Annotated in this window: 26 protein-coding genes; 22 read left to right on the top strand and 4 right to left on the bottom strand. The window is 63.8% G+C overall.

Going from position 1 to position 23,937, the window contains the following annotated elements; translation table 11 throughout:
• Position 1 precedes the first annotated feature (1 nt).
• The 5 genes from motD to APH28_RS07245 all read left to right on the top strand — a co-directional run bounded on the left by motD (position 2) and on the right by APH28_RS07245 (position 3,516).
• On the top strand, positions 2–859 hold the full coding sequence (gene motD / locus APH28_RS07265) for a flagellar motor protein MotD (protein ID WP_060508281.1): 858 nt from the start codon (positions 2–4) through the stop codon (positions 857–859).
• A 67-nt stretch (positions 860–926) separates the two neighbouring features.
• The gene (locus APH28_RS07260; RefSeq protein ID WP_060508280.1) at positions 927–1,718 is read left to right on the top strand and encodes a ParA family protein; all 792 of its coding nucleotides are present in this window, start codon (positions 927–929) and stop codon (positions 1,716–1,718) included.
• The gene (locus APH28_RS07255; RefSeq protein ID WP_060508279.1) at positions 1,715–2,596 is read left to right on the top strand and encodes a CheW domain-containing protein; all 882 of its coding nucleotides are present in this window, start codon (positions 1,715–1,717) and stop codon (positions 2,594–2,596) included. Before APH28_RS07260 ends, APH28_RS07255 begins: the two co-directional genes overlap by 4 nt.
• Positions 2,597–2,639: 43 nt before the next feature.
• Entirely contained in the window at positions 2,640–3,119 is a 480-nt protein-coding gene (locus tag APH28_RS07250) for a chemotaxis protein CheW (protein ID WP_016393802.1), read from the top strand.
• Between the two features lies 1 nt (position 3,120).
• Positions 3,121–3,516 (top strand): DUF2802 domain-containing protein, encoded by a 396-nt coding sequence (locus APH28_RS07245; RefSeq protein WP_060508278.1) that lies wholly within the window; start codon positions 3,121–3,123, stop codon positions 3,514–3,516.
• A 42-nt stretch (positions 3,517–3,558) separates the two neighbouring features.
• On the opposite strand, the gene APH28_RS07240 is transcribed toward APH28_RS07245, so the two are convergent.
• From APH28_RS07240 to APH28_RS07225, 4 genes are all read right to left on the bottom strand, one after another.
• Positions 3,559–6,276 (bottom strand): dermonecrotic toxin domain-containing protein, encoded by a 2,718-nt coding sequence (locus tag APH28_RS07240; RefSeq protein WP_060508277.1) that lies wholly within the window; start codon positions 6,274–6,276, stop codon positions 3,559–3,561.
• Between the two features lie 110 nt (positions 6,277–6,386).
• Complete coding sequence (locus APH28_RS07235; RefSeq protein ID WP_060508276.1) at positions 6,387–9,254, bottom strand: dermonecrotic toxin domain-containing protein; 2,868 nt, start codon at positions 9,252–9,254, stop codon at positions 6,387–6,389.
• Between the two features lie 77 nt (positions 9,255–9,331).
• Positions 9,332–9,673 (bottom strand): EscU/YscU/HrcU family type III secretion system export apparatus switch protein, encoded by a 342-nt coding sequence (locus APH28_RS07230; RefSeq protein WP_060508275.1) that lies wholly within the window; start codon positions 9,671–9,673, stop codon positions 9,332–9,334.
• Entirely contained in the window at positions 9,670–11,229 is a 1,560-nt protein-coding gene (locus tag APH28_RS07225) for a flagellar hook-length control protein FliK (RefSeq protein ID WP_060508274.1), read from the bottom strand. Before APH28_RS07225 ends, APH28_RS07230 begins: the two co-directional genes overlap by 4 nt.
• Positions 11,230–11,361: 132 nt before the next feature.
• On the opposite strand from APH28_RS07225, the gene ccmA reads away from it, so the two are divergent.
• The 17 genes from ccmA (at position 11,362) to APH28_RS07140 (ending at position 23,841) form a co-directional block, all read left to right on the top strand.
• Positions 11,362–11,994: a cytochrome c biogenesis heme-transporting ATPase CcmA gene (gene ccmA, locus APH28_RS07220; protein ID WP_060508273.1), complete on the top strand. Its 633-nt coding sequence runs from the start codon at positions 11,362–11,364 to the stop codon at positions 11,992–11,994.
• On the top strand, positions 11,982–12,659 hold the full coding sequence (gene ccmB / locus APH28_RS07215) for a heme exporter protein CcmB (RefSeq protein ID WP_371263068.1): 678 nt from the start codon (positions 11,982–11,984) through the stop codon (positions 12,657–12,659). Before ccmA ends, ccmB begins: the two co-directional genes overlap by 13 nt.
• A gap of 43 nt (positions 12,660–12,702) precedes the next feature.
• Positions 12,703–13,470: a heme ABC transporter permease gene (locus APH28_RS07210; RefSeq protein ID WP_060508368.1), complete on the top strand. Its 768-nt coding sequence runs from the start codon at positions 12,703–12,705 to the stop codon at positions 13,468–13,470.
• The gene (ccmD, locus tag APH28_RS07205; protein WP_060508272.1) at positions 13,467–13,643 is read left to right on the top strand and encodes a heme exporter protein CcmD; all 177 of its coding nucleotides are present in this window, start codon (positions 13,467–13,469) and stop codon (positions 13,641–13,643) included. The genes APH28_RS07210 and ccmD overlap by 4 nt, the downstream gene beginning before the upstream one ends.
• Complete coding sequence (ccmE, locus tag APH28_RS07200; protein WP_060508271.1) at positions 13,640–14,095, top strand: cytochrome c maturation protein CcmE; 456 nt, start codon at positions 13,640–13,642, stop codon at positions 14,093–14,095. Before ccmD ends, ccmE begins: the two co-directional genes overlap by 4 nt.
• 11 nt (positions 14,096–14,106) lie before the next feature.
• Entirely contained in the window at positions 14,107–16,080 is a 1,974-nt protein-coding gene (locus APH28_RS07195; RefSeq protein ID WP_177334236.1) for a heme lyase CcmF/NrfE family subunit, read from the top strand.
• The gene (locus APH28_RS07190; protein WP_060508269.1) at positions 16,077–16,613 is read left to right on the top strand and encodes a DsbE family thiol:disulfide interchange protein; all 537 of its coding nucleotides are present in this window, start codon (positions 16,077–16,079) and stop codon (positions 16,611–16,613) included. Before APH28_RS07195 ends, APH28_RS07190 begins: the two co-directional genes overlap by 4 nt.
• Positions 16,610–17,086: a cytochrome c-type biogenesis protein gene (locus tag APH28_RS07185; protein ID WP_060508268.1), complete on the top strand. Its 477-nt coding sequence runs from the start codon at positions 16,610–16,612 to the stop codon at positions 17,084–17,086. Before APH28_RS07190 ends, APH28_RS07185 begins: the two co-directional genes overlap by 4 nt.
• Positions 17,079–18,269: a c-type cytochrome biogenesis protein CcmI gene (gene ccmI / locus APH28_RS07180; protein WP_060508267.1), complete on the top strand. Its 1,191-nt coding sequence runs from the start codon at positions 17,079–17,081 to the stop codon at positions 18,267–18,269. Before APH28_RS07185 ends, ccmI begins: the two co-directional genes overlap by 8 nt.
• 12 nt (positions 18,270–18,281) lie before the next feature.
• Entirely contained in the window at positions 18,282–18,701 is a 420-nt protein-coding gene (locus APH28_RS07175) for a hypothetical protein (RefSeq protein ID WP_060508266.1), read from the top strand.
• A gap of 100 nt (positions 18,702–18,801) precedes the next feature.
• Positions 18,802–19,740: an NAD(P)-dependent oxidoreductase gene (locus tag APH28_RS07170; protein WP_060508265.1), complete on the top strand. Its 939-nt coding sequence runs from the start codon at positions 18,802–18,804 to the stop codon at positions 19,738–19,740.
• Between the two features lie 45 nt (positions 19,741–19,785).
• On the top strand, positions 19,786–20,574 hold the full coding sequence (locus APH28_RS07165; RefSeq protein ID WP_060508264.1) for a PhzF family phenazine biosynthesis protein: 789 nt from the start codon (positions 19,786–19,788) through the stop codon (positions 20,572–20,574).
• Between the two features lie 75 nt (positions 20,575–20,649).
• Positions 20,650–21,057, top strand: coding sequence for a GFA family protein (locus APH28_RS07160; protein WP_060508263.1), 408 nt, complete (start codon positions 20,650–20,652; stop codon positions 21,055–21,057).
• A 98-nt stretch (positions 21,058–21,155) separates the two neighbouring features.
• Complete coding sequence (locus APH28_RS07155) at positions 21,156–21,335, top strand: hypothetical protein (RefSeq protein WP_060508262.1); 180 nt, start codon at positions 21,156–21,158, stop codon at positions 21,333–21,335.
• Positions 21,336–21,374: 39 nt separating this feature from the next.
• Positions 21,375–21,713, top strand: coding sequence for an FKBP-type peptidyl-prolyl cis-trans isomerase (locus APH28_RS07150; protein WP_060508261.1), 339 nt, complete (start codon positions 21,375–21,377; stop codon positions 21,711–21,713).
• Between the two features lie 227 nt (positions 21,714–21,940).
• Complete coding sequence (locus APH28_RS07145) at positions 21,941–22,603, top strand: hypothetical protein (RefSeq protein ID WP_060508260.1); 663 nt, start codon at positions 21,941–21,943, stop codon at positions 22,601–22,603.
• A gap of 44 nt (positions 22,604–22,647) precedes the next feature.
• Positions 22,648–23,841 (top strand): D-amino acid dehydrogenase, encoded by a 1,194-nt coding sequence (locus APH28_RS07140; RefSeq protein WP_060508259.1) that lies wholly within the window; start codon positions 22,648–22,650, stop codon positions 23,839–23,841.
• Positions 23,842–23,937 lie beyond the last annotated feature (96 nt).

Raw genomic sequence — 23,937 nt, 5'->3', positions numbered from 1 at the left:
CATGCGCCGTCGCCGTCATACCGAGGAACACGAGAATCACGAACGCTGGCTGGTGTCGTACGCCGACTTCATCACCTTGCTGTTCGCCTTTTTCGTGGTCATGTATTCGATTTCCTCGATCAACGAGGGCAAGTACAAGGTCATCTCGCAAGCGCTGCTCGGGGTGTTCAACGACCCTGAGCGCAGCATGAAGCCGATCCCGATCGGCGATGAGCAGCCGCTCAGCGTGAAACCGGCAGAGCCCTTGATCAAGGACAGCGAGCAGACCGATGCGGGCCTGGCGCAGACCAACGTCGACCCGCTGAAGACCATCAGCGACGACGTGCGCGATGCCTTCGGCGACCTGATCAAGTCCGACCAGATGACCGTGCGCGGCAACGAACTGTGGGTGGAGATCGAGCTCAACTCGTCGCTGCTGTTCGGCAGTGGCGATGCCATGCCCAGTGACAAGGCGTTCGCGATCATCGAGAAAGTCGGCAGCATCCTCAAACCGTTCGCCAACCCGGTGCACGTCGAGGGCTTCACCGACAACCTGCCGATCCGTACGGCGCAGTACCCGACCAACTGGGAGCTGTCGGCGTCTCGGGCGGCGAGCATCGTGCGCCTGCTGGCCATGGAAGGGGTCAACCCGGCGCGCATGGCCTCGGTGGGCTATGGCGAATACCAGCCGGTCGCCAGCAATGACACGGCCGAAGGGCGCGCACGCAATCGGCGGGTGGTACTGGTGATTTCCCGCAACCTTGAAGTGCGCCGCAGCCTGACCGGCTCGGGCAGCGCCAATGCCACGGCGGATGCAGCGCTGCGCCGTGCTGGCACACAAAGTGCACCGCCAGCCCCTGCAGCGACGACGGCCCCGTGAGCCGTCAATTCTCCGTCACCGCATGCCCTGTGGGAGCCGGCGGCACCAATGAGACAAGAGTTGTCCTATGAGAGTCTGGGCAGTAGCCAATCAAAAAGGGGGCGTGGGCAAGACCACGACCACCATCGCCCTGGCCGGCCTGCTGGCCGAGGCGGGCAAGCGCGTGGTCGTCGTCGACCTCGACCCGCATGGCTCGATGACCAGCTATTTCGGGCACAACCCGGACGCCCTGGAGCACAGCTGCTACGACCTGTTCCTGCACAAGGGCAGCGTGCCCGAGGGCCTGCCGGGGCAGTTGTTGCTGCCGACCAGCGATGAGCGCATCTCGTTGCTGCCGTCGAGCACCGCCTTGGCCGTGCTGGAGCGCCAGTCGCCGGGGCAGAGTGGTTTGGGCCTGGTGATCGCCAAGAGTCTGGCGCAGCTGTGGCAGGATTTCGATTTTGCCCTGATCGACAGCCCGCCCTTGCTGGGTGTGCTGATGGTCAACGCCCTGGCCGCCAGCCAGCAGCTGGTGATCCCGGTGCAGACCGAATTCCTTGCGGTGAAAGGCCTGGAGCGCATGATCGGCACCTTGGCCATGATCAACCGCTCGCGCAAGCAGGCGCTGCCTTACCAGATCGTGCCGACCCTGTTCGACCGCCGCACCCAGGCGTCGCTGGGCACGCTGAAGGTGCTGCGCGATACGTACGAACAGCAGGTGTGGCAGGGCTACATCCCGGTCGATACCCGCTTGCGTGATGCCAGTCGCAATGGCGTCACGCCGTCGCAGTTCGACGGCAAGAGCCGCGGGGTGATCGCCTACCGTGCGCTGCTCAAGCATATGCTTACCTACAAGCCGGCCGCGCAGGTGGTTTCATGAGCCGGCCTGTCGGTACCAAGCCGCAACTGGCCTTGCAGTCCTACCTCGACGGGCTGTTGCAGGAGGCCACCGAGGCTGAAGATATCCTGGACCTGCCCGCACCGGTCGAAGCCCCGACTAGCGACGAATTCGCCGCCGCCGTGCGCGAGGAGCAGGCGCATGATGCCCGCCAGCCGACGCCTGCGGCCAAGCCGTTTGCCGAACCGCAGTTGCAGGTGCTGCCAGGCGTGCTCCCGGTCGAGGAACCGGTGGTGGCGGTGGTCGAGACTGCAGTGGTGGCTGAAGCCAGCATCCCGGTACTCACTGAGGTGCAGGCTTCGGAGCCGGTTGCACCGTTGGTGGACGTGCACCTGCCAGCGGCAGGCATGGCGGACACGCCGGTCCCGCCGGCCAGTGACGATGGCCGCCCGGCCTGGGCGGCCGAGCCGTTCGAGTGCCTGCTGTTCGACGTTGCCGGGTTGACCCTGGCGGTACCGTTGGTCTGCCTGGGCTCGATCTATAGCCTGGAGGGCCAGGAGCTGACGCCGCTGTTCGGCCAGCCGGACTGGTTCCTTGGCATCCTCACGTGCCAGGCCGGCAACCTCAAGGTGCTGGACACCGCGCGCTGGGTCATGCCCGACCGCTACCGCGATGATTTTCGCCAGGGCCTGAATTACGTGATTTCCGTGCAGGGCTACGAATGGGGCCTGGCCGTGCATCAGGTCAGCCGTTCGCTGCGCCTGGACCCGGCCGAGATCAAATGGCGCAGCCAGCGTGGCCAGCGCCCCTGGTTGGCCGGCACGGTCATCGAACACATGTGTGCACTGCTCGACGTCGCCGAACTGGCCGAGCTGATCGCCAGCGGTGCGGTCAAGCAGTTGCATGCCAAACAGAAATAACACCGAACACAACCGCCAACAGCGGATTTAGAGGGCTAGGGGAATGAAAAAGTCGTCTGCGCAAGGTTCTGAAGATCCAATCCTGCAATGGGTAACCTTCCGTCTGGACAACGAGTCCTACGGCATCAACGTCATGCAGGTGCAGGAAGTGCTGCGCTACACCGAGATCGCGCCGGTGCCGGGTGCGCCCAGCTATGTGCTCGGCATTATCAACCTGCGCGGCAATGTGGTGACGGTGATCGACACCCGCCAGCGTTTCGGCCTGATGCCGTCGGACGTGACCGACAACACCCGCATCGTCATCATCGAAGCGGACAAGCAAGTGGTCGGCATCCTGGTCGACAGCGTTGCCGAGGTGGTGTACCTGCGTCAGTCGGAAATCGAAACCGCGCCGAACGTGGGTAATGAAGAGTCGGCCAAGTTCATCCAGGGCGTGTGCAACAAGAACGGCGAGCTGCTGATCCTGGTCGAGCTGGACAAGATGATGACCGAGGAAGAGTGGTCCGAGCTGGAGAACATCTGAGTTGATTTTCGAGGTGGCGGTAATCTTCCTGGCGCTGCTGTGGGCCTTGAGCCTGTGGTTCTTCCTCAACTACAGCAAGCGCCAGCGTGAACTGGCGGCGCAGCAGGCCGTGGGCGATGCCCTGCGCGACCAGCGCATCAAGGACCTGGCCAAGCGCCTGGACGACTACCAGAACGGTACCGTGCGCATGGGTGAAGCTCTCCATGAGCTGCGCGCGACCGTAGCGCCGCTGCCGGAAAAGCTCCAGCAACTGGAGCAGCGCGACCCCCACAGCGTGACCTTCACCCAGGCCGCCAAACTGGTGGGCATGGGCGCGAGTGTGGCGGAGCTCACCGAAACCTGCGGCCTGACCCAGGCTGAGGCCGAGTTGATGAGCAAGTTGCATCGCAGCGAGTGATGGCAGAAAAGGCGACCTCGGGTCGCCTTTTTCTTGACCGTTTCAGGGACGCGCCCAGGAATGGAAGCCGCCGACCTTGGCGAAGCGGTTGAGCGGTAGCAGTTCACGCAGCACCGCCTGATAGTGCTCCAGGTCGACGAATTGCCATGCGTTCATGCGTGGCATGGCATAGAGGTTCATGATCTGGCGCAAGGTGCGCAGGGCCGGCAGGCGCTGATCGACCACAGCGGTGACCAGCGCCGGCCCGGTGAGATGACTGAGGCGGTTGGCATAGCGATAGAAGCCTTGTGGGTCTTCACGCAGCGTCGGCCTGTGGTCGTAAAAGTCCGGGTTGGCCAGGTAGCGAGTGCGCATTTCCTCGGAAATCGCCAGCAGGGTCGGGTTGCCGGGGTGGCTACCGATCTGGCTGGTGTTGTACAGGCAGTTCATGCCCAGCTTTTCATTGGACATGGGGGGCGCCAGCAGCAGGCCGTCTGCCGTGGCGAGCAATGGCACCTGATCGATGTGTTCGCCTGGCTCGGTGTGTGCCAGCAGCGAGTCGTCCACATCCATATACAGGCCACCCTCGTGGTGCAACATGGGGTAACGCAGCACATCCGCCGCCGAGGCGTAGTTGCTGGCAACACCGCCGTTGCCGTCGAGCGCTGCCTGGTATTGCGCATGGTAGGGGCTCTGCCGGAATGCCCTGAAGAAGGGCTGCTGCTCGAGCGGCAGTACCTGCAAGCCGGGAGCCTGTTCGGTCAGCAGGCGCAGGTTTGCTTCATAGGCGGTGGGTGAAACGTTGGAAAGGAACAGCCGCATGCTATACGCGCTGTCACCCAGGCGGGCGGCATTGCTAGCCAGGTTGTCGAGCAAGGGCTGGGTGATGATCTTGTCACCGACCCACAGGCAATTGAGCCGCTTTGGGATCGGTGTGCTTCCCGGCGCTACGCCGGGCATTTCAACAGGTAATGGTAGGTCGACGCCCAGCGCGCGCAAACTGCGGATGCGCATGGCATCGGTTACCGCTCGTGGCGCCTCCAGCGGATGAAGGTTGCCGCTGTTCGGGCGAGCAACGTAGCGTACTGGCTCAATATCATTGAGCGCATTTTCCTCAATGAAAACGTCTTCAGCCATGTCATAGATGACGCGAGCGTTGTAACTATCGATGCGTGAATCGAGCGTGTCGGGGCTGCCGTCATAACGCGGTACACGGATGACCGAGTTGGCAATGGCTTGATCGCCGTCGGGCAATGGCGCAACCGGGTCATGGATGTGGAAGTAGGGCGCGACGTCGATGTCCGGCAGGTGCGGTGCCATCAGCGGGCTCAACGGATAGCCGATCTGGTCGTTGAGGCGGCTGGGCGGTACGAAACGGTCGTTCTTGGCTTCGAACAGCACGCGGCGTCTGAGCGCGCCGTGCACGATCACGGGGGCAGCGTTGAGCAGGCCCCAGGTGATGTTGGCGACACCTTCCTGCTGGTCTTGCAGGTGTTTGCCGTTGATTGCCTGGTCCAGCCCGAAACCGAGCTGGGCAATGCCGCCGAGCGCGAGCAGCGGTGCCAGGCCAGGCACTACCAGGCTAATCGGCGCTACCAGGTTGAGCGTGGTAGCCAGGTAGCTGCGCCAGCGCGCCTTGGTGACTTCGCTGTCGGGCGTGATGATGAAGTCGGCATCGTCATGGCTGCGTTGGCGCTGCCGTTCGGCCAATGCCTGGAACAGGTCGCCGGATATTCTGGGGTTGTACGTGTTTGGGCGATAATTCACATAGACGCGTGGCGACCACACGCCATCATCGTTGAAATAGCCGTGCTCTGGCGGTAGCCGATGGCTGCGGGGGTATTCGCCCAAACCCTCAAGCGCCGTGTCCAGGCCGCTGAAGTCCAGCCCTTGAGGGCCATCGGCCAGCCGGAAATGCTGGCGCAGTGCTCGGCGCTTGGCGGGATCTTTGCACTGTTGGCCGACCCAATCCTTGAGCAACGTTTCGCTGGCGAATTCCAGCAGGGGAGCGCTGTTGCCCGGCGCATACAGCAAGGTCAGGTCGGTATTGGCGTCGTTGATGTACAGCAGGTCGGTTGCTGCGTAACCGTAGATATTCAACGTACTCAGGCGCACCCCCCGGCCACGTGGCAGCAGATTGGCGGCGCGCCAGGCCAGTTTGCGCCCCGCATCGCTGAGGCTGCCTTGCCCGACTTGAAGGTTGCAGGCAGCGACGAAATTGAGCTTGCAAGACAATCGGTAGCTGGCCAGATGCTCGCGCCAGTAAGTGTCGAGCATGGCCTTGAAGGGGGCATGAAAGTCCAGCTGCTCGATGAACTGCTGAAAGGCCTCGGCAGCGATTGGCAAGTGCGTGGAGGCGTCATAGCGGGCCGGTTCGCTGCGCCGGAACAAACCGTTGAACACGTGGTAATCAGCGCCGTAGTGGTTGAACCCAAGCGCTGGCAGGGCCTCGACCAAGCGTATCGGACCATTGGGCAGGGTGCCTGCCCAGGGGGCTGCGAACAGTCCCCCGAACAGGTCGTTGTTCGATTCACCCTGCCAGTTGCCCAGCAGCGCCTGGGTCAGACTTTGTCGCTGGACGACGGTGGCCAGGTGGCCACCTGGGCCATCGCTGCGGTAGTGCAGCGTGACCACCTCGATCTGCTCAGGGTCCATATCGATGCCGCGCGGTGCGAGCCATTGGCGGATCAGTCGATTGGCTTCGCGGTCCGGGCGTGGGACATTGCCCAGATGATCGCGCACGTATTGCACGCCGAGGGCGTTGACATTGTTTGTGGACATGATGCTCATCCTGCACGGAGTGGGGCGGGGAAGGATGAGCGGGCGCGGGGCTTGCGCGGTGGTAGATACCTATCGGGTTTGCTGCAACGGACGGTCAAGGCTTGGCAGATTCAGTAGCCCTGCGCGTTCCCGGCAGTGGCCACATATTCCAGAGGCAGTAGCCGCTGCTCTGCCCGTCGAAGAGCCGATTCGTCCAGCAATGCTTCGAAGTACAGGGTGTGAATGTTGGCCAGATCCGCCAGCTGCCTGTAGGTATAGAGCGCTGGCAAGCGTTGATCGATTACGTGGTTGAGCACCGCAGGGCCTGTCAGTTGGTTGAGCTGGCGGGTGTAGGCCTGGAACGCGGCTTCGTTTTCCCGCGCAGGCTTGGGTGCCCGATAGAAGTCTTGGCCCTCTGGGGTGAGGTAGCGATTGAGAATCTCGTCGGACACATCATTCAACACCGGATTGAAGGCGCGACTGCCGATCATGCTGGTGTTGTAACGGGTATACAGCCCAAGTTGCGCGTTGCACACCGGGCTGCGTAGCAGCAGGCCGTCGAGGGGCGTATTGAGTGACACACTGTCGATGCTGGCGCGCGGCTGCCCGCTCGCGAGATCAGGTTCGGTCAACAGGTGATCATCCATGTCCAGGTAGATACCGCCTTCGCTGTGCAGTATCCGGTAGCGCAAGATGTCCGATGCCGATGAAAAGTTGGACGCTACCGCGCCATTGCCATGGATCGCTGCCTGGTACTGTTCGAAGTACTCGCTTTGCATGAACTGGCGGTAGAAGGCCTGATGCTCCAGGGTGGCGACCTCCAGGCCGTTCTGCATCCTGCTTTGCAGCAAGGCCATGTTTCCTTCGAATGCCTGCGGATCGGCCTTGGAAAGGTAGAGCTTCAATTTGAAGTCGCTGTTGCGCAGCACGTTGACGTTATTGTCCAGTGCATCAAGGTAATCCCCGGCAATAATCCGATCGCCCACCCAGATATGAAATACCTGCTTGGGAACGGGTAGCCCCCGTTCGTCGCCGAGCGCATCCAGGTCTAGCGGCAGCTGCACGTCGATACCCAGTGCGCGCAGTGTTCGTGAACGTGTCGCCGGGCTTATTTCACGGGAAGGTTCGGAATCGATCACCAGTCGGCTGGTACCAGGGCGAAGCGGGTCGGCGCTTGCGATGTAGTGCTGGGCACCTCTTGTTCCATCAGCATGCTTGAGCACGAAACTGTCTTGGCTGGCATCGTAGTACAGCGGTTGTAGGCCGTTTCCGACATCGCCCATCAGTTCGTCGCCTGTGCCAAATGCCCGAAAGCGCATGACGCAGCGGGCAATGTGCGGGTCGGCCTCCAGGCTGGCGACGACCGCCTGCTCGCCGACTTCGGCCAGCTCACGGAAAAATGGCGACATCGCTGCTCCTGGCAGGTGAGGCGGTGTTATCGGGCTCAGTGGGTAGCCGATTCGACCATTGAGCCTGACGGGTTTGATGAAGCCCAGCGGGCGACTACCGAACAGGGTCTTGCTCGCGCGCACGCCCCGAGCCAGCCCGGGAGCGGCATTCAGCAAGCCGAAAACGGCTTGCTCAGCGCCTTCTTCCTGCTGTTCCAAATGCTTGTCATTGAGCATCTGGTCCAGGCCTACACCAAACTGCGCAGCACCGGCGATGGCCAGCAGAGGAACGAGCTCGGGGGCCACCAGCAGAAACGGCGTAAGCAAGTTCATGGTCAGGTAGAAGTAGCTACGCCAGGCCGCCTTGGTGACGTCACTGTCGCGGGTAATCAGGTAGTCGCCGTCGCTTTGGCTACGCAGTTGCTGTGCCTGGGCGCAAGCCGTGAACACATCGTTTTCGATCTGTGGGCTGTAGGTGTCGGCCTTGAAATTGATCAAGGCATGTGGGTTCCAGACTCTCACCAACCGGTAGACGGAGGTGGCCGGCAGGATGATGTGGCGAGGCGGGTAGGCCGCCATGCCCTGAACAATGGTGGCCAGTCCGGAGCGGGTGAGGCGATCGGCAATGTCACTGGCGCAGAAGTGTGTGAGGAGTGCGGCACGCTTGCTGGCATCTCGGCATTGCCTGGCAAGCCAGGTGCGCATGGCACTGATGCTGCCGAACTCATGAAGGGGGCTCGCGTTGCCGGGTATGTAGAGCAGGGTCAGGCCATTGCGAGCATCGCTCAGGCAAAGGATGTCGCTTGAGCGGTAACCATTGATATTGAGCATTCTGGCGATGACGCCGTTGTGGCTGAGCCTGCTGTCGTGGTGCCAGCGCTCGACGCCGACAGCTCGCCAGGCGAGGCTGCGTCCGCGCTCGCTCAGGTTGCCTTGCTGGGTCTGCTGGTTGCAGGCGGCCAGGAAGGCGATGCGTGAACTGACGACGTAGTGGTTGAACGCGTACTTCCAGAACGTTGCAAGCTGGCGCTTGTACACCTCATGAAACTCCAGTTGCCAGATGAAAGCCTGAAATGCCGTAGCGTCGAACAGGACAAAGGTACTGGCGTCATAGCGCATGGGTTGGCTCTGGCGGAAGAGCCCATGGAAAACGGTAGAGATTTCAATGTCCTGCCACAGGCCGGCCTTGGGCAGCTGTTCGACGATTTGCACCTGGCTTGCGCCAAACGCCTTGGCCCAAGGCTGGCGGCCATGCGGTAGCTGAAGTTCAGGTAATGCACCGAGCAGGTCGAACGCACCGGCAAGCGGGTTCAAGGCAAGCTGGGCCGCTTGCTGCACGGTCAGTGACTGGGAGCGGTCCTGCCAATTGGTCAGCAAAGCCTCGGTCATGGTCATCTCCTCGGCCACTTGTGCGAGCCAGCCCCGACCGGGCACGAATCTGCAGTGCAGGCTGACAGCAAGCGTCTGATCGGGGTCGAGTTCCAGTTGCTGCCGTCGGGCCCATTCGAGGATGGCTTCCCTGGCGTAGCGATCCGGGCGAGGCAGGTAGGTCAGTACCTGTTTGACGTAGTGTTTGCCGGCTTGGCCGACAGGGGGCTGGCGCTTTTTCATGATCTGCTCCCGCAATCTTGCCACTTTGGAAAAAGGGCAAGACTGGCTGCAGGCGCATCGTGCAGGGTGGTAGATAGCTACCGGTTGCTGGACGGCGGCAGCAGGGCGGTATGCGGGGTAATGTCCCTGGACGCATAGGCCTCGTCGTTGAAGCCCGCAGGTACCTTGCCACGCAGCTGCCAAGCGAAGGCAATGATTTCGGCAATGGTCAGGTAGAGCGCTTCAGGGATTTGCTCGCCCAGCTCCAGGCGCGCCAGCAGGCGGACGAGCTCAGCATTCTCGTAGATCGGCACTTCGTGTTCGCGGGCCAGGGCCAGGATGGCTTCGGCCAGCTCGTCGTCGCCCTTGGCCGTGAGCGTGGGGGCCTGCTGGCCGTCGTAGTTCAGGGCGATGGCCTGGCGCGGTTGCTTGTCGATCATGCGGTTTCGTCCACCCAGCGTTGTTCCACTCGCGTGCGCGGTCCTTGTGGCGGAATGCCGGGGTGGCATTCCAGGTCGCCGACTTCCAGGCCACGGGCCAACAGGCGTTCGCGCAATGCCCCGAGCTGGCTGTCGATCAGCAGCGCGGTCTGTTCGCGTTCGGCCCAGAGTTGACCTGATAGACGCCCCTGGATCAGTTGCGCTTGCACCTGCAGGGGCCCCAGTGGCGCCAGATCGAATGCCAGGTCAATACGCCACAGCGCCTGCAGTGGGTCCTGCTGCTCACGCTGCTGGCGCTCGGCCTGTTGCTCCTGGGTTTCTTCGCGCTGTAGCTTCACTTGCAGGGGGATGAACTCCTGGCCGTGGCGGATCGGCACTTCGGTCTGCCAGGTGGTCTGCAGGTTGCCGTTATCCAGCGTGCCGGATTGCTGCAGGCTGCTCAGGGCGTGGCTCTGCAAGCGCGAGATGGCGGCAGCAGCCAGGCGCAGCAGTTGTTGCAGGTCGCCTTCGTTTTCCATGGCCTGCAGCAGCCGCGACGGCAGCGGGAACGCCCCTGGCGGTGTTCTGGGGCTGACCCGGTCGAGCATGCCCAATGCGCTGCGGGCCATGGCCGGCAGGGCCTGGGCCAGGGTGCTGGAGGCGCCCAGAGGGTTGGTGGGGGCGCTTACCGAGGCCTGTGCCACCAGCCGCACCAGCTGTGCCTTGAGGTCTGTGGCCACGCCGGCGCTGAGGCCGCCGAGCAGCTTGGCCTCGAGGAAGGCTCCGCTGTTATTCAATGCTTGGGCAAGGGCTTTGCCATCGCTGAGCTGGCGGGCATCCGGCAGGCTGGCCAGCAGGCTGCTGGCGGTAGTGCGCAGTTCGCCGTCACTGCTCGGATTGTTGGCAATTTGCTGCAGCGCACTGAGCAGGCCGGGCAGGGACGCCTGGCGGCCCTGTTGTGTCAGGAGCTGCTGGGCGATGTTCAGCTGGTCCTGGCGACCGCTGAGGGGCACGAAGCGCAGCGACTGGTCGCTTTGCACCAAGGCGCTGAGCAAGCTGCCAATCGGTAGCGGGCGTGGGCTGTCGATGGTCAGCGTGGCGCCGGCCTGGGCGGTATTGAGCAGGCTGACCAGCGAACGGAAGGTGGGCGCCACGCCCGCAGCCTGCGGCATCGCTTGATGGGTCAGCACCTTGCCCTGCAACAGGGTGCCTACCGGCACCTTGCTGGTGTCGAGCTGGGTGAGGGTGGCGACGTTGCTGGCGCTGGCCTGTTGCACCATCACGGCCAGGCGATTGCTCTCAGGCTGGCTGACGGTGAGCTGGCTGCCTTGCGGGATCGGCTGACTGGCATTGGCCTGGACCTGGGCCTGGTTACCGTTGGCCTGGAGCACCTGTAGTACCAACTGGAAGGTGCTGCCGGTCTGGCGCAGGCTCAGTACTTCGGCCTGAGCGGTCTCGCCCGGCTTGAGCAGGCCCGGCTGCGCCTGGGTGAGGTTGAGCAGTTCACCGGTCAGCTGGGCCTTGATCGCCTGGGGATTGATGGCGGTTTGTGCGCCGAGACTATTGATTTCAGTCATGATTGTATACAACCTTTGGAGCCCGCCCTCTTGGCAGCGCGGCAGCACATGTAATAATGCCTGCCGCCTGTCACTGCCAGTATAACGGCAGCGAGGTGGGCGACTTGAGAAGCATATAGATAAGGCGAATCCGTGACCCTTCACCTCCAAGCCGTGGGCCTGGCCTGCGAGCGCGACTGGCGCCTGTTGTTCGAGCACCTTGATCTTGAGTTGCGCCCCGGCGACATGCTGCAGATCAGCGGCCCCAACGGCAGCGGCAAGACCAGCCTGCTGCGCCTGTTGGCCGGGCTGATGCAGCCGACTGCCGGGCAGATTCTGCTAGGTGGCCAGCCGCTGGGCGAACAGCGCCATGCGCTGGCCAGCATCCTGCTGTGGATCGGCCACGCCGCCGGCATCAAGGACCTGCTCACCGCCGAGGAGAACCTCACCTGGCTCTGCGCGCTGCATCAGCCTGCGACGCGGGATGCGATCTGGGCGGCACTGGAGGCGGTCGGCCTGCGTGGGTTCGAAGATGTTCCCTGCCATACGTTGTCCGCCGGCCAGCAGCGCCGCGTGGCCTTGGCCCGGCTGCACCTGGACAGCCCGCCGCTGTGGATTCTCGACGAACCCTTCACCGCGCTCGACAAGCAGGGCGTGGCCCAGCTTGAAGCGCACCTGGCAGCTCACTGCGAGCAGGGCGGCACGGTGGTGCTGACGACGCACCACACCCTCGAACGCAAGCCGTCCGGTTACCGTGAACTGAACCTGGGGCAATGGGCGGCATGAGCGTATTCATCCTGTTGCTGCGCCGCGAAGCGCGCCTGTTGTTCCGCCGCCCGGCCGAACTGGCCAACCCGCTGGTGTTCTTCGCCATCGTCGTGGCTCTGTTCCCGCTGGCGGTCGGCCCGGAAAGCCAGTTGCTGCAAACCTTGTCGCCTGGGTTGGTCTGGGTCGCGGCCTTGTTGGCCGTGCTGCTATCACTCGACGGCCTGTTTCGCAGCGATTTCGAGGACGGGTCACTGGAGCAGTGGGTACTGTCACCGCACCCGCTGGCCTTGCTGGTGCTGGCCAAGGTGCTGGCGCACTGGATCTTTTCCGGGCTGGCGCTGGTATTGTTGGCGCCTTTGCTGGCGCTGATGCTGGGCTTGCCCAGCCACTGCCTGCCGGTGCTGCTGGGTTCGCTGCTGCTGGGCACGCCGGTGTTGAGCCTGCTGGGAGCGGTCGGCGCTGCGCTGACGGTCGGTCTCAAGCGCGGTGGTTTGTTACTGGCGTTGCTGATTCTGCCGTTGTATATCCCTGTATTGATCCTGGGCAGTGGTGCGTTGCAGGCGGCGTTGCAAAATATGCCGGCCACCGGCCATCTGCTCTGGCTCGCCTGCCTGACGGCCCTGGCGGTCACCCTGGCACCCTTTGCGATAGCGGCCGGCCTGAAGATCAGCGTCGGCGAATAACGAGTCCCGGGCTCCGAAGCCCGGCTAATACCGGATGTACCTGATGAAAATGAGCTGGACGTGGTTCCACAAACTGGGTTCGCCGAAATGGTTCTATGCCATCAGCGGCCGCATGCTGCCATGGCTGGCCATCTCTGCTGTCCTGTTGTTGGTCACCGGCGTGGTCTGGGGCCTGGCGTTCGCCCCCGAGGACTACCAGCAGGGCAATAGCTTCCGCATCATCTATATCCATGTGCCGGCGGCGATGCTGGCGCAGTCCTGCTATGTGTTGTTGGCCGTGGCCGGCGCGGTGGGGCTGGTGTGGAAGATGAAACTGGCCGATGTCGCCCTGCAATGCGCAGCGCCCATCGGCGCCTGGATGACCGCCGTGGCGCTGGTCACCGGGGCCATCTGGGGCAAGCCGACCTGGGGCAGTTGGTGGGTCTGGGATGCGCGGCTGACGTCGATGCTGATCCTGCTGTTCCTGTACTTCGGCATCATTGCGCTGGGCCAGGCCATCAGCAACCGCGACAGCGCGGCCAAGGCCTGCGCAGTGCTGGCTATCGTCGGCGTGATCAACATTCCGATCATCAAGTATTCGGTAGAGTGGTGGAACACCCTGCACCAGGGCGCCACGTTCACCCTCACCGAAAAACCGGCGATGCCGGCCGAGATGTGGCTGCCGCTGCTGTGCACGGCGCTGGGCTTCTACTGCTTCTTCGGTGCCGTGCTGCTGCTGCGCATGCGCCTTGAGGTACTCAAGCGCGAGGCACGCGCCAGTTGGGTCAAGGATGAAGTGTTGAACAGCCTGGGGCGGAGGGCCGCGCGATGAGTTTCGCTTCCTTCGGCGATTTTCTCGCCATGGGCCACCATGGCCTGTATGTCTGGTCGGCCTATGGCATCTGCCTGACGGTGCTGGCGCTGAATGTCGCCGCACCGGTGCTGGCCCGCCGTCGCTACCTGCAAGATGAGGCGCGCCGTTTGCGCCGGGAGAACAACCAGTGAATCCGCAGCGCAAGAAACGCCTGTTCCTGATCCTCGGCCTGCTGGCGGGGGTTGCGGTTGCCGTCGGCTTTGCCTTGAGCGCCCTGCAGCAGAATATCAACCTGTTCTACACCCCGACCCAGATCGCCAACGGCGAGGCGCCGCTGGACACGCGCATCCGTGCCGGCGGCATGGTCGAGAAGGGCTCGGTGCAGCGTTCTTCCGATTCGCTCGATGTGCGTTTCGTGGTTACCGACTTCAACAAGTCCGTACCGATCACCTACCGCGGCATCCTGCCGGACCTGTTCCGTGAAGGGCAGGGCATCGTTGCCCTGGGCAAGCTCAACGGCGACGGCGTGGTGGTGGCCGACGAAGTGCTGGCCAAGCACGACGAGAAGTACATGCCGCCTGAAGTCACCAAGGCCCTGAAAGAAAGCGGCCAGGCGGCCAGCGGCGCGGGGGCCAAGCCATGAATGCGGCCCTGGTGATCCCCGAACTCGGCCAGCTGGCGATGATCCTGGCCATCTGCTTTGCCGCCGTGCAGGCCACGGTCCCGCTGCTCGGCGCCTGGCGCGGTGACAGCCTGTGGATGAGCCTTGCTCGCCCGGCAGCCTGGGGCCAGTTCTCCTTCCTGGTCTTCGCTTTTGCCTGCCTGACCCACGCCTTCATGACCGACAACTTCTCGGTCGCCTACGTGGCCAGCAACTCCAACAGCGCCTTGCCCTGGTACTACAAGTTCAGTGCGGTATGGGGTGCCCACGAGGGCTCACTGCTGCTGTGGGCGCTGATCCTCGGTGGCTGGACCTTCGCCGTGTCGATCTTCTCGCGCCAGTTGCCGCAGGTGATGCTGGCCCGTGTGCTGGCGGTGATGGGCATGATCAGCGTCGGCTTTCTGAGCTTCCTGATCATCACCTCCAACCCGTTCCAGCGCCTGCTGCCGCAGGTGCCCACGGATGGCCGTGACCTCAACCCGCTGCTGCAGGACTTCGGCCTGATCGTCCACCCGCCGATGCTGTACATGGGCTACGTGGGCTTCTCGGTGGCCTTCGCCTTCGCCATCGCCGCGTTGCTCGGCGGGCGCCTGGACGCGGCCTGGGCACGCTGGTCGCGGCCTTGGACCATTGTTGCCTGGGCCTTCCTCGGCGTCGGCATCACGCTGGGCTCGTGGTGGGCCTATTACGAACTGGGCTGGGGCGGCTGGTGGTTCTGGGACCCGGTGGAAAACGCCTCGTTCATGCCGTGGCTGGTGGGCACCGCGCTGATCCACTCGCTGGCGGTGACGGAAAAACGTGGCGTGTTCAAGAGTTGGACCGTGCTGTTGGCGATTGCCGCCTTCTCGTTGAGCCTGCTCGGCACCTTCCTGGTCCGCTCCGGCGTGCTGACCTCGGTGCACGCGTTCGCAGCGGACCCTGCGCGTGGTGTGTTCATCCTGATATTCCTGCTGTTCGTGGTCGGTGGTTCGCTGACCCTGTTCGCCCTGCGCGCCCCGGTGGTCAAGAGCCAGGTCGGCTTTGCCCTGTGGTCGCGCGAAACGCTGCTGCTGGCCAACAACCTGATCCTGGTGGTGGCGGCTTCGATGATCCTGCTAGGCACGTTGTACCCGTTGGTGCTCGATGCCCTGACCGGGGCCAAGCTGTCGGTCGGCCCACCGTACTTCGATGCTCTGTTCCTGCCGCTGATGGCGCTGCTGATGGTGGTGCTGAGCGTGGGGGTGGTAGTGCGCTGGAAGGACACCCCCGGCAAGTGGCTGGCGAACATGATGACCCCGGTACTCATCGGCAGCGCAGTACTGGCACCGATCGCCGGCTTGCTGGTCGACGACTTCGACTGGGCGGTGCTGAGCGCCTTCGCACTGGCGGCCTGGGTGGTGCTCGGCGGGTTGCGTGACATCGTCGACAAGACCCGCCACAAGGGCTTGGCCAAGGGCGTACGCGGCCTGACCCGCAGCTACTGGGGCATGCAGCTGGCGCACCTGGGCCTGGCGGTGTGTGCCCTGGGCGTGGTGCTGTCGAGCAACAACAGTGCCGAGCGCGATCTGCGCATGGCGCCGGGCGAGAGCGTCGAACTGGGCGGTTACGACTTCCTGTTCGAGGGTGCCAAGCACTTCGAGGGGCCTAACTTCATCTCCGACAAGGGCAGCATCGTGGTCACCCGCGACGGTCGTGAAGTGACCACCCTGCACCCGGAAAAGCGCCTGTACACCGTGCAGCAGTCGATGATGACCGAGGCTGGCATCGATGCCGGTTTCACCCGTGACCTGTACGTTGCGCTGGGCGAGCCGCTGGAAAACGGCGCCTGGGCGGTGCGCGTGCATATCAAGCCTTATGTTCGCTGGATCTGGCTGGGCGGTCTGTTGACCGGCCTGGGCGGGTTGCTGGCGGCCTTCGACCGGCGCTATCGCGTCAAGGTCAAGACCCGGGTGCGTGAGGCCCTGGGCGTGTCTGGAGCTGCTGCATGAAGCGTTGGATCATGGTCGTGCCACTGGCGGTATTCCTGCTGATGGCGGTTTTCCTCTACAAGGGGCTGTTCCTCAAGCCCGACGAGCTGCCGTCGGCGATGATCGGCAAGCCGTTCCCGGCGTTTGCCCTGGCGTCGACCCAGGGTGACCGCAACCTGACCCAGGCCGACCTGCACGGCCGGCCTGCGCTGGTCAACGTGTGGGCCACCTGGTGCCCGTCGTGCAAGGTCGAGCATCCGTACCTGAACCAGCTGGCCGAGCAGGGCGTGGTGATCCACGGCATCAACTACAAGGATGACAATGCTGCCGCGCAGAAGTGGCTGGCCGAGTTCCACAACCCCTATCAGCTGGATATCCGTGACGAGCAGGGCAGCCTGGGGCTGGACCTGGGCGTGTATGGCGCACCGGAAACCTTCCTGATCGATGCCAAGGGCATCATCCGTTACAAGCACGTCGGCATCGTCGATGCCGATGTGTGGCGTCAGCAGCTGGCGCCGCTGTACCAGGGCCTGGTCGATGAGGCCAAGCCATGAAGCGCTGGCTGGCAGCCGCCGTGTTGGGTATGAGCCTGGCCGGTGTGGCCAGGGCGGCCATCGATACCTACCAGTTCCGCGATGACGCTGAGCGTGAGCGTTACCAGCAACTGACCAAGGAACTGCGCTGCCCCAAGTGCCAGAACCAGGACATCGCCGACTCCAACGCACCCATCGCCGCCGACCTGCGCCGCGAGATCTTCCGCATGCTCGGCGAAGGCCAGAGCAACCAGCAGATCGTCGATTTCATGGTCGACCGCTATGGCGACTTCGTGCGCTACAAGCCGGCACTCAGTGGCCGCACCTGGTTGCTGTGGTTCGGCCCAGGCATCCTGTTGGCCGGTGGCTTCGTGGTGCTGGCGGTGATCGTCCGCCGTCGCCGTGGACCGGCGGCCCAGGCTGCGCAGCAACTGTCCGTCGAAGAACGCGAGCGTCTCGCCAAACTGCTGGAAAAAGAACAGACCCATGACTGAATTCTGGCTTAGTGCGGGCCTGCTGCTGCTCGCCGCCCTCGGCTTTCTGCTGATCCCGATCCTGCGTGGCCGTCGCCAGCAGCAGGAAGAAGACCGCACTGCGCTGAACGTCGCCCTGTACCAGGAGCGCGTCGCCGAACTGGCCGCCCAACACGCGGCCGGTGTGCTCGACGAAGCGCAAATGGCCAAGGGCCGTGACGAAGCCGCCCGCGAGTTGCTGGCCGATACCGAAGGCGCCGAACCTGCGCGCCAGGGGCATCTGGGCAAGGCCCTGCCATTGCTGGCGGCTGTATTGGTGCCTGCATTGGCACTGGGGCTGTACCTGCACTTCGGTGCGGCGGACAAGGTCGAGCTGACTCAGGAGTTCGCCGCGGCGCCAAAGACCATGGACGAAATGACCACGCGCCTCGAACGGGCCGTGGAGGCCCAGCCGGACTCGGCCGAAGGCTTGTACTTCCTGGGCCGGGCCTATATGGCACAACAACGTCCGGCCGATGCCGCGCATGCCTATGAGCGCGCCGTGGCCCTGGCCGGTCGCCAGCCCGAGCTGCTGGGCCAGTGGGCCCAGGCGCTGTACTTCGCGGCAGACAAGAAATGGAGCCCACAGGTGCAGGCGCTGACCGACGAAGCGCTCAAGGCCGACCCTAACGAGGTCACCAGCCTGGGCCTGCGGGGTATCGCCGCTTTCGAGGGTGAGCGCTACCAGGAAGCTATCGATTACTGGAACCGGTTGCTGGCGCAACTGCCCGAAGGCGATGCCTCGCGGGCGGCACTGCAAGGAGGCATCGACCGTGCGGCGGAGCGCCTGGGGGGTAACGATGCCAAGCCTCAGGCCACGGCGGCTGCCCGCCTGAAGGTGCGGGTGGAGCTGGCGGCGGCGCTCAAGGACAAGGTCAAGCCTGACGACACCGTGTTCATCTTCGCCCGTGCCAGCAACGGCCCGCCCATGCCGCTGGCGGCCAAGCGGGTGACTGTGGCGCAGTTGCCGCTGGAAGTGGAATTGTCCGACGCTGACGCTATGCTGCCGCAGATGAAACTGTCCCAGTTCGCCGAAGTCCAATTGGTTGCACGCGTATCGCGGGCAGGCCAGCCGACCCGTGGCGAATGGATCGGCCAAGGCGCCCCCTTGGCCAATACCACCCAGGCTACCCAGCACCTGACCATCGACAGCCCAGACCAGTAAGAGAACAACGCCATGCATAGCGCCGTCCGCCTGACCCTGATTACCCTGGCCCTGGGTTTGTCTGCGTGTACCTCGCATCAGCCGTATGAGCAGCCGTCGCCACCGATCGAGACCGTGCCACCCCACAAGGGGCCTGCGGTGAAGCCGTTGCCGGGTAGCCAACCGCCGACGCAGCCAAGCAAGCCTTCGGCGATTCCCAAGCCGATGCCGCGCACTTCCGCCAGCTTCGCGCCGCCGCCGGGTGGCGCCAGCCATTGGGACCCGAAGCTTGGGGTGTATGTGCTGGAGAAAAAGACCAATGTCTTTTACCGCCAGCGCACCTACTACCGCTATGACAATGGCTGGAGCTGGTCGCTGAACCCGGATGGGCCATGGCAGGAAACCGATAGCAGTGGTGTACCGGGTGGGCTGGGGCGCGCTTACGGGCAGTAACCTTCACGCCGGTACAGTACAGTTTTGGCTGGAGATTTCAGTTGACTGTATTGGCCGGTGACTCCGCATAATGCCCCTTCGAACTGATTCGGAGGGTGGCATGAGCAAGACAGTCCTGGTACTGGTAGAAACCGTCGACGATTATCTGCCACTACTCGAACAGGCCGGCTATCGCCTGATTCGTGCCCCGTCCCCGCAAATGCGTGCCGACGCCATCCAGCGCCATGCCGGCGAGATCGACGCCGTGCTGACCCGTGGCCCGCTGGGCCTGACCGCTGCAGAAATCGCCGCCTTGCCCAAGCTGCAGATCATCTGCGTGATCGGTGCTGGTTACGAGCAGGTCGACCTGGCCGCTGCCACTGCCCGCGGCATCACCGTCACCAATGGCGCCGGCGCCAATGCCGCGGCCGTTGCCGACCACACCCTGGCCCTGCTGCTAGCGCTGTTGCGCGACATCCCTCGCGCCGACGCCAGTACCCGCCGTGGCGAGTGGAACCGAGTGATCAGCCCCTCGGTCAGCGGCAAGCGCCTGGGCTTGCTTGGCCTCGGCGCGGTTGGTCAAGCCATCGCCAAGCGCGCCAGCCTGGGCTTTGACATGAACATCAGCTATCACAGCCGCACCCCGCGTACAGACGTGCCTTACACCTGGTATGACAGCCCGTTGCACCTGGCCGATGCCGTCGACATCCTGGTCGTTGCCACCCCTGGTGGTGCCAATACCCACCACTTGGTTGACGCCCAAGTGCTCGAAGCGCTGGGCGCGGAGGGTTACCTGGTGAATATCGCCCGGGCCAGCGTCGTCGACACCCAGGCCTTGATATCAGCCCTTGAACAAGGCCGGCTTGCTGGCGCCGCGCTTGATGTGTTCGATGAAGAACCCGCCGTCCCAGATGCCCTCAAGGCCCTCGGCAATACTGTCCTCACGCCCCATGTGGCCGGCCAGTCGCCGGAGGCCGCACGTGACACCGTGACCCTGGTGCTGCGAAACCTGCAGGCGTTCTTTGCAGGCGAGCCGGTGCTCACTCCCGTCCACGCGTAAACCTTTCAATACCCCCGGCACTGGCCGGATCACAAGGAGCGTTTGATGCAACTCGAAATCTTCCAGGTCGATGCCTTCTCCGCCGAGCCGTTTGGTGGCAACCCGGCGGCGGTGATCCCGCTGCAAAGCTGGCTGCCGGACGAAATGCTGCAACGCATCGCCGAAGAGAACAACCTGTCGGAAACGGCCTACTTTGTGCGCAATGGCGAAACATTCGACCTGCGCTGGTTCACGCCCACCGTCGAAGTCGACCTGTGTGGCCACGCCACACTGGCCTCGGCTTACGTGTTGTTCGAGCAGCTCGGTGAGCAAGCCGAAGTACTGCGCTTCAACACCCGTAGCGGCGAGCTGCGGGTCAGCCGTGGCGCGGATGGCCTGCTGGCCATGGACTTCCCGGGCAAGCAGCCGCAAGCCGTAGACGTGCCGGCCGGGTTGCTGGAGGCGCTGGGCCTGAGTGCCGCCAAGGCAGTGTATCGCTCCGACGACTATGTGGTGGTGGTCGATGACGCAGCGCTGCTCGACCCGTTAAAGCCCGATTTCGTCGCCTTGTCGGCATTCGATGTGCGTGGCATCGCAGTCACCGCCGCTGGCCGTGGCTTCGACTTCGTCACCCGCTGGTTCGGCCCGCGGGTCGGCGTCAATGAAGATCCGGTTACCGGCTCTGCGCATACCTCGCTGGCGCCGTTGTGGGCCGAGCGTCTGGGCAAGTCGTCGCTGAGCTGCGAGCAGGGCGGGGCGCGCAAGGGGCAGCTGCACTGTGAAGTACCTGGCAATGGCCGGGTGATCATCAGCGGACGTGCGGCGCTGTACCTGCGCGGCCAAGTGTTCATCTGAGTGAACGGGTGGGGCTAGCGGCTCTGTAGCAGGGCCGATCTATACTTGCTGGCCCAACCAGCAAGGAGCCCGATCATGACCCTGGAAAAAAGCGGCAGTTGCCTGTGCGGTGAAACCCGTCTGCGCGCCTCAGTCGACAATACCCACATCAGTGCCTGCCATTGCAGCATGTGCCGCAAGTGGACCGGCGGTCCCCTGCTGGTCGTGGACTGCAGCCAGGCGCCGGTCTTCGAGGGACGGGCCCCGGCTGTCTACGACTCGTCCGAGTGGGCCCAGCGTGGTTTTTGCAGCCGTTGCGGCACGCACCTCTATTACCGGCTGAAGGATAAAGACCACTACGCGGTCCCTGTGGGCCTGCTGGATGGCGACGAGGCCTGGGACTTCGACCTGCAGATCTTCGTCGAGCAGAAGCCCGCCTGGTATTGCTTTGCCAACCAGACCAAGGAGCTGACCGGCGAACAAGCGTTCGAGCAGTTCGGCTGAGCCATTCCCCACTGCAATGCCTGCATGCGCAAAGATTCTTTGCCGCCAGCCCCGCTACAGAGGTAGCCTGCGCGCATCCACGAACAGGAGCGGAATGCTTGAGCGGGCAGCTGATCGTGTTCGAGACCCTGTTCGCGTTGTTGTATGCCTTCCTCTGGCGCCAGGCCGGGCCAAGCCTGCTGGAAGCGGCGGCGATCATTCTGGTGATCGGCGGGGTGGTGTGGTCGATGCGTCAGCACGGCACGCCACGCGAACTTGCCAAACCCGTGCATTCCTGAGAAAACGGCGCCCTTGAATTTCAGCGTTGGAGCCTGCCCATGAGCAGCGAACTGCAAATCACCGACCTCGTCGAAGGCGAAGGCAAGGCCGCCGTCAAAGGCGCCCTGATTACCACCCAGTACACCGGCTGGCTGGCCGACGGCAGCGAGTTCGACTCGTCATGGGCGCGTGGCAAACCGTTCCAGTGCGTAATCGGCACTGGCCGTGTCATCAAAGGCTGGGACCAGGGGCTGATGGGCATGCGTGTGGGCGGCAAGCGCAAGCTGCAGGTGCCCGCGCACCTGGGGTATGGCGAGCGCAGCGTGGGGGCGATTCCGCCGAATTCGGATCTGACCTTTGAGATCGAGTTGCTGGAAGTGCTGACGCGGGATGATTGATTGTGGTGGGGCCTCCAGCCTTAAATATTTCCGCAACACGCCTGCTCTAACCTGATCCTTGCCCAGGGAACGGCATCCACACTCAGGGAGGAACCAAACGGGTTAAGGACACTCTGAGTCCTGCTCGTTGCCAAGGATGGCAATCACTAACACGGATGCCCTGCGGCATAGGCCGCGGGGCAATGTGGCGGGTATCCAGATACTTTTTGCCACAAGAGCCTGCCTACATGAAGTTGCCATCTTTCCTTCGACGTCGCCGCCGCCTGGTGCTCAGCCTGGCCCTCGTCGCCACGGCGGTGCCGTTGGCACTGGAAGTGGTCGAAAGCCGCGCTCAACCGGTCGACGGCACCCAGACGCTGGTATTTCTGCGTCATGCCGAAAAGCCCGGTGAAGGCCTGGGGCAACTGAACTGCCAGGGGCTCAATCGCGCGCTGGACCTGGCCACCTTGCTGCCAGAGCGCTTCGGCAAGGCGGATTACGTGTTCGCGGCCAACCCCTCGCGGTATGTCGAGGAAGGCAGCCAGGACCAGAGCTACAGCTACATCCGCCCGCTGATGACCATCACCCCCAGCGCCATTCGCCTGGGTTTGCCGGTCAACATCGACTTTGCCGCCAACGACACCGACGACCTCGCCGACGAACTGGTCAGCGAGAAGTATCGCAATGCCACGGTCTATACTGCCTGGTCCCACGGCTACCTGCCCGAGCTGATCAATGCCGTGGCCGGCAAGGCGTTGGGCGATGAGCGGGTGATTACCGAAGACTGGAGCGGTGACGATTTCGATACCCTCTACGTCCTCACCCTGACCTGGCACGACGGCAAGGCCAGCCTGCTCAGCCGTAACGTCCGCCAGGGCCTGAATGGCGGAGCCCATAGCTGCCCGACCTGATCCGCTGTTACTGTCTTGGCAGGAAGCCACGACAAGGATGAGCAGTGATGCAACAGGTGACGGTGATCGGCGGCGGCGTGGTCGGCCTGGCGACGGCCTATGCGCTGGTGCGCGAAGGCCTGTCGGTGGTGCTGGTCGAGGCGCGAGACCAGCTCGCCTCGGCGACCAGCTTCGCCAATGGCGGGCAGCTTTCCTATCGGTATGTGGCGCCGCTGGCCGATGCCGGTGTGCCGTGGCAGGCGCTTGGCTGGCTATTGCGGGGCGACTCGCCGCTGCGCTTGCGTTTGCGCCTGGACCCTGCCCAGTGGCGCTGGTTGCTGGCGTTCGTGATGGCGTGCCGCAGCAGCGTCAATCGCCGTAACGCCGCACAGCTGTTGGCGCTGGCCTTGCACAGCCAGGCCACGCTGAAGCGCTGGCGTGAAGACGACGGGCTGAGTGACTTCGCCTGGCGGCAGAACGGCAAGCTGGTGGCATTTCGCAGTGAGCGGGCGTTCGCTCATGGCCGTGAGCATCTGCTCGATGCCGATCATCAGCAGGTACTCGATGCCAGCGAGGTCAGGGCGCTGGAACCGGCATTGGCGGATGCGCCTTTTATTGGCGCGGTGCTGACTCCGGAAGAGGAAGTCGCAGATTGCCATCGCTTCTGCGAGCGGCTGGCAGAGCGTTTGCGCGCGTCGGGGCAGTGCCGCTTCCTGCTGGGCAGCCCGGTCACCCGCCTGATCACCCGTGATGATCAGGTGGTGGCACTGCGGCTGGGGCATGAACAGTTGGAGGTTGAGCGCCTGGTGCTATGTGCCGGACATCGAAGTGCCGGGCTTGCCTTGCCGGGGCTGCGGCTGCCGGTCTATCCGCTCAAGGGTTACAGCCTGACCGCAGGCATTGGCACGACGCATCGGGCGCCGGAACTCAGCATCACCGACTATGAGCGCAAGATCGTCTACGCACGGCTTGACCAGCAACTGCGGGTGGCGGCGATGGTGGATATCGTTGGCTACGACGAAACGGTGGATGCGCACCGGCTCGACAGCATGCGGCGGCAGGCGCTGGAGACGTTGCCGCAGGCTGCGGATTACGCAACGGCGGTGGAGTGGGCGGGGATGCGTCCGGCGACGCCGACCGGGGTGCCGATTGTGGGTGCCTCAGCCTATCGCAACCTGTGGCTGAACCTCGGGCATGGGGCCTTGGGGTTTACCTTGGCATGTGGCAGCGGCGAGCGACTGGCTCGATTGCTGTATTGATTGTGCCGGCCCTTTCGCGGGGCACGCCCGCTCCTACAGAAGGATGCCTGTAGGAGCGGGCTTGCCCCGCGAAAGGGCCAGCGCAGGCGAAGCTGC

Source organism: Pseudomonas sp. NBRC 111124, from assembly GCF_001320245.1.
In the GTDB taxonomy this organism is placed as follows: domain Bacteria; phylum Pseudomonadota; class Gammaproteobacteria; order Pseudomonadales; family Pseudomonadaceae; genus Aquipseudomonas.
This window is presented reverse-complemented; position numbering and strand designations above follow the sequence as displayed.